Annotated in this window: 4 protein-coding genes and 1 pseudogene; all 5 read right to left on the reverse strand. The window is 48.0% G+C overall.

Annotated features, from left to right (window positions below; genetic code table 11):
* Positions 1 to 82: 82 nt before the first annotated feature.
* Positions 83 to 535, reverse strand: a pseudogene (locus FTU50_RS14800) (Lrp/AsnC family transcriptional regulator); the annotation flags it as partial.
* A 272-nt stretch (positions 536 to 807) separates the two neighbouring features.
* Complete coding sequence (locus FTU50_RS14805) at positions 808 to 2,436, reverse strand: iron ABC transporter permease (RefSeq protein WP_180055274.1); 1,629 nt, start codon at positions 2,434 to 2,436, stop codon at positions 808 to 810.
* A gap of 80 nt (positions 2,437 to 2,516) precedes the next feature.
* Positions 2,517 to 3,530 (reverse strand): extracellular solute-binding protein, encoded by a 1,014-nt coding sequence (locus FTU50_RS14810; protein WP_180055276.1) that lies wholly within the window; start codon positions 3,528 to 3,530, stop codon positions 2,517 to 2,519.
* Positions 3,531 to 3,554: 24 nt separating this feature from the next.
* Entirely contained in the window at positions 3,555 to 4,673 is a 1,119-nt protein-coding gene (locus FTU50_RS14815; protein WP_016659967.1) for an ABC transporter ATP-binding protein, read from the reverse strand.
* A 308-nt stretch (positions 4,674 to 4,981) separates the two neighbouring features.
* The gene (locus tag FTU50_RS14820; protein WP_180047204.1) at positions 4,982 to 5,674 is read right to left on the reverse strand and encodes a pirin-like bicupin family protein; all 693 of its coding nucleotides are present in this window, start codon (positions 5,672 to 5,674) and stop codon (positions 4,982 to 4,984) included.
* Positions 5,675 to 5,945: the final 271 nt, after the last annotated feature.

The following is a 5,945-nucleotide window of genomic DNA, read 5'->3' on the forward strand; positions in this document are numbered from 1 at the left end:
GAGATCCATGCACGTGTAGCAGTCCTTAACAGATTTACGGAATTAGGTCGCCCACTTACCCAAGTTACGCCTTAAATTTGGCTCAATTAGGGGCGCTTTGCATTTCAAATCTTTGTGCAACAAAGCCGGTTGACAGTAATATATTGGTTTCACTGTTATAAATCCCTGAAATACTTCTGATCCGACTTAAAATTAAATCAAAATTCACCAAATTGTCGGACTGGATTTCTACCAGTAAATCCCATTTGCCATTCGTTGTATGTAAGGTCTGAATAGCCGGATCGAGACGTAGCTCCTTGATGACGGCCTGTGCCTTGTTGCCTTCCACCATAATACTCATCCAGGCCTGAATAAGCTGCGGATTCAGGTTCGGTTTAATGCGTACCGTATAGCCGGTAATGATGCTAGTCGCTTCCATGTACTCGATTCGCTTTTGAACCGTGGCCCGGGAATTTCGGGTTTTCTGCGCAATTTCTGTAATTGAGATACGTGCATTTTCTCTTAACAATCCAAGTATTTTATTGTCCGTTTTATTTTTTTAAACGGATGAATAATTGGTTTTTAATTCTTGATTCTTAGTTATTATTGAATAATAAAAAAAATAATTGGATTTAAGGATAATATTCTAAGCACTATCTGCCTAAACTATTTCTGAATAAAATTCTTTATCCCAAGCTTATTAAAAATCAAAAGTGTATCTCTATTTTATAAGGCTATTCTCTTTAAACGATTTTCACTATAAAAAGAGAGAAGGCTAAACTTGCACTCAATGTTGAAGCAGAGTTTAGCCAGTTCATCTAGTTCAGATTAACGTACAGTTTTCCCCAACCGTGCCAGTAAAATCACTGGAATCAGTCCGACCAGAACAATCAATAAGGCTGCAATTGCGCCTTCTTCATAGGTACCACGTGAGGCTTCGGCATATAACTGCGTGGCCAGGGTTTCCATATTCAGCGGACGTAGCAACAATGTGGCCGGCAGCTCTTTCATACAGTCCACAAAAATCAGTAAGGCTGCTGAAATCAGTGCAGGACGTAATAAAGGCAAATGGATACGGGTCAGAATCCCGCTTTTGCTCTGGCCCAGATTACGTGCGGCATCATCAAAAACGCCATGAATCCGGTTATACCCCGATTCAATCCCGCCAATTGAAATGGCTAGAAAGCGTACCGCATAGGCGTAAATTAAGGTGAAACTGGTGCCTAAAAACAGCAGGCCGGTATCCAGACCAAGCTGGAATTCCAGAAAATCCGCTACGGCGTGATCAATCGCGCCCAAAGACAGCATCAGGCCAATGGCCAGTACGGTGCCCGGAATGGCATAGCCCAAACTGGCAACCCGGCTTAGCCAGCTGCTTCGGCTAAACCGTGCGGTACTCACAATCATAAAGCCAATCAGCATGGTCACAAAAGTGGCAATACTGGCTAAGGTAAGCGTATTGATTGAGGCTTGCAGCAGATATTCAGAGAAACCGGCATATTGTAAACGCTGATAAGATTCGACCAGTAAATGACTGATTGGAATCAGAAAACCAATAATCACCGGAATCAGCCCTAGGCCGAATAGCAGCCAGGCTTTGGCGCCGGTCACTGGCTGGGCGGGCATCAGCCGGCTACGCTGGGCCGAGTTCATATAGCGCTGTTTGCGTCGCCCCAGCCGTTCTACCAGTACCAGCAGGCTAATGATCAGCAACATAAAAATTGCAATCTGGGCGGCACTGGCCAGATCGGACTGGTTGGTCCAGGTCGAATAAATTGACAGGGTCAGGGTTTTAATGCCCAGAAATTCGGTGGCACCAATATCATTGATGGTTTCCATCAGGGCCAGACTGGCACCAACCGCAATGGCCGGGCGAGCCAGCGGAATCGCAACCCGGAAAAATACCTGTTCCGGTTTTAATCCCAGACTGCGCGCTACTTCAATCAGGCTGGCTGACTGCATCAGGAACATGGCACGGGTGCTTAAATAGACATAGGGATACAGCACAAAACTAAGCAGAAAAATCGCGCCCCAGAGCGAGCGGATATTCGGAAACCAGAGCTGCTGCATTTCTAGCTGAAGCCAGTCCCGCAGCAGGGTCTGCACAGGACCAATCGGATGCAAAATATCAATATAGCTATAGGCAATAATATAGGTCGGTACGGCCAAGGGCAGTAACAGTGCCCAGTCCAGAAAACCACGGCCACGGAATTGATAGGCCGTGACCAGCCAGGCACTGCCGGTACCAATCAGAATCGTCAGAATCCCGACACCAAACAGCAACAGGCCGGTTTCAATCAGGGTGGGAGGAATCACATATTGCAGCAGATGGTCCCAAATCTCGCTATTGCCCTGTAAGGCCGTCCAGAGCAAAGCCAGCACAGGCAGACAGGCCAGCAGGGTAAACAGGCCACTGAGTGAAAAAAGTGCAGTTACAGGAGATTTTTTCTGGGTCATCGGGGGATCAACAGGCTGGACATGGACACAAGACTGATAGCACGAGCAGCAGTCTGCCCGCGCTATCTGATGATTCAGGTTTAGTGATTAAACTGGACTTTATCGACCAGCAGATTGGCTGCCTTACGATGGCGAGCAATCTCACTTAAACGCAGTGAATCAATATCTAACTTGCCGAAACTGGCGATAATCGGATCAATCTTCACGCCTGGTTTGATCGGATATTCATAACCACTTTGTGCATACATGGCCTGGGCCTGATCTGAGGCCAGGAACTCCAGTAACTGTACCGCTTCTTTGCGGTTTGGCGCATGTTTGGCTACAACTGCACCAGAGACATTGACATGAGTGCCGCCATTTTTAAAGCGCGGTAACACCACATTAATGGCATTGCCCCAGCGCTGCTGTTCAGCATTGCCATTGCGCATGGTGCCCACATAATAGGTATTGGCCACACCAATATCACAGATTTTACCCAGAATATCGCGCGCCACATCGCGGTCACCGCCACTGGCTGGACGCGCCAGATTGGCTTTAACGCCGCGTAACCAGGTTTCTGCCGCTTTTTCACCATGATGGGCAATATAGGCGGCAATTAACGCGGTATTGTAGGGATGGCTACCCGAACGGATACAGATTTTACCTTTCCATTGCGGATTGGCCAGATCTTCATAATGAATGGCGTTCAGCGGCGTACGTTCTTTGGAGGCATAGACTGCACGGGCACGCATTGACAGGGCATACCAGTGGCCATTGGCTGCACGTAAATTGGCCGGAATGGCATTATTTAATACTTTGGAATTCACGCGCTGGGTGAGGTCCGCTTCGACCAGATCCACCAGATTGCCAAAATCGACGGTCAGCATCACATCGGCCGGTGAACGGCGTCCTTCAGCTTTCACTCGCTCCAGCAGACCATCTTTAATAAATACGGTATTGACCTTAATGCCGCTGCTTTCGGTAAATTCTTTTAATAAGGGCTGAATCAGCACCGGTTCACGCGTGGTATACAGGTTTACCTGCGCGGCTTGCGCCAGACCGCTCAGCGCCAGCAGGCCGCTGGCCAGCAGTGGAATTTTGATTGTTACTTTCATCGTTTTTCATTCCTTATTGTCAATTTAAAAAGCGTTGGCCACTTCAGCCGTGGTGGTTGTATGGGCTTTCGGCTGTGAATCTTGAGCGAAGAAAAAACACTGCTGCAGATCGAGGCGCACATAAACCTGTTCCTGATAAGCGGTCTGTGCCGGGCTGACCTGCGCCAGAATAATAGTCTCGGGGTCCAGTTGCAGGCGTAGCTGTTCGGCATGCCCCATAAAGCTGGAGGACAGCACGGTCGCCGGGATTGCACCGGTAGTCGGCTGGCTAAACACCTGCACCTGATGTGGACGGAAACAGCAGCGGATTGGCTCTTGGTGATGCGCCAGCGCTTCACTGATGGGATGTGCGCCAAAACAGGTCTGTAATTGCTGCGCGACACGCTGCGCCGGAATTTCATTCAGGGCAGAAAAATAACGGGCGGCAAATAAGGTGGCTGGCTGCCGGTACAGGGCTTTAGGCGTACCGATCTGAATAATTTCACCCTGATGCATCAGGATAATCTGATCGGCAATTTGCAGCGCCTCTTCCGGATCATGGGTAACAATAACTGTGGTGGTGCCGGTCTGCTTCAGAATTTCGATGGTATTTTGCCGGATCTGGTCACGCAGGCGATGATCGAGATTGGAAAAAGGTTCATCCATCAAGAGCACCTGCGGTTTAGGTGCCAGGGCACGGGCCAGGGCCACGCGCTGCTGCTCGCCACCAGACAGGGTATAGGGATAACTGTGCAGATGATGCTGCATCGAAACATGCTGTAGCGCCTGTTCGGCCACCGCCTGACGCTGTGCTTTGGGCAGTTTTTTCAGGCCAAACATGACATTGTCCAGTACGCTTAAATGCGGAAACAGGGCATAGTCCTGAAACACCAGACCAATATTGCGCGCTTCGGCTGGAATCTGTTGCTGTTCATTCCACAGGATTTGCTGTTCAAGCTGGATTGAGCCACTGCTTGGGGTTTCTAATCCGGCAATCAGACGAAGCATGGTGGTTTTGCCACAGCCAGAATGGCCCAGCAGGCAGATAATTTGTCCGCGCTGTGCAGACCAGCTGGCCTGATGCACCGCAAAACGAGAGCCGAATTGTTTGCTCAGTTGCCGAATGGTCAAGACATTGGCCTGAGCTGCAGTATAAGCATTCATGGTCAATTCACAGGATGATTTTTATGCAGTTATCATAACTGAGAATTTTTCTCATGTAGAGTGTTTTTACCAATGAGAATGTAAATAGTTTCAGTTTTGAGAGTTTTATCGGGTTACAGGCAATCGGCCGATTTTATTCAGTTTATTTTCATAAATGGTATTTGAGTTGCTGCAAAGGGTGCAGCTTAAACAGACTGTTCACACTCAGGTAAAAGTCAATCAAGGCCGGCTTTAAGACATAAAAATAGCCGCTCAATGGAGCGGCTATTGGGCCAAAATCATCATGACCTCTGGGAGAGAAAAATGGCTTATTTGCCCGGTAAGTCAAACCAGATCATCTGGCTTTCTTCGGTTGCCTGAATATCCGCATGTTCCGCGAATAACAGTGCATCACCAGCTTTAACCGTATGTTCACCAATCTGCACTTCACCACGAATCACATGCACATAGTTGAGCTGCTGGGTCGCCTGTACGTTTAGGCTTTGGCCGGCTTCAAGTACCGCGGTTTTCACTTCAGCCTGCTGGCGAATATGCATGGGTGCCTGTTCGGTTGGGCCAACAATCAGATGCCATTGGTTCGGCTGTTCACGTGGGTCGAGTTTAATTTGCTGATAATTTGGCTCTGCATCACGCACATTTGGATGAATCCAGATTTGCAGCATATGCACTGGTACATCGCCCTGGTTGATTTCACTGTGCTGAACCCCGGTTCCGGCGCTCATCAGCTGCCATTCACCCGCACTGATATGCCGTTCATTGCCCATGCTGTCTTTATGTGAAATGGTGCCATCCAGTACACAGGTTAAAATTTCCATGTTGTCATGCGGATGGGTACCAAAACCATTGTGGGCAGCAATCCGGTCATCATTAATCACACGAAGCACACTCACACCCATGTATTTCGGGTTGTACCAGCTGCCAAATGAAAAGCTGTGTTTGGTGTCTAACCAGCCGGCTTTAACATGACCACGTTCTTCACTACGATGTAAGTAGGCGTTCATCAGATAATCCTCTAATTCTTTTTGAGCTTGAGGCTATCTTAGTGTTTTACCTGGTGCCTGTTCTAGGCATGGAATGCAACATATCGTTCCAGATTCGCAACGTCATAGATTCAAACCTCCGTAATCAAAAAAGCCTGCATCGGCATAATGCCAGTCAGTTAAGCAAATATTAGAAAAATGTAGTAAAAATGAGTGTATGTAAATACGCTCATTTTTTTATGTCTTTATCTGAACATTTAGAATCCACTCTTGAACATTCTCTCCCATCACT

Source organism: Acinetobacter sp. YH12112, from assembly GCF_013418945.1.
Taxonomy (GTDB): Bacteria; Pseudomonadota; Gammaproteobacteria; order Pseudomonadales; family Moraxellaceae; genus Acinetobacter; species Acinetobacter indicus.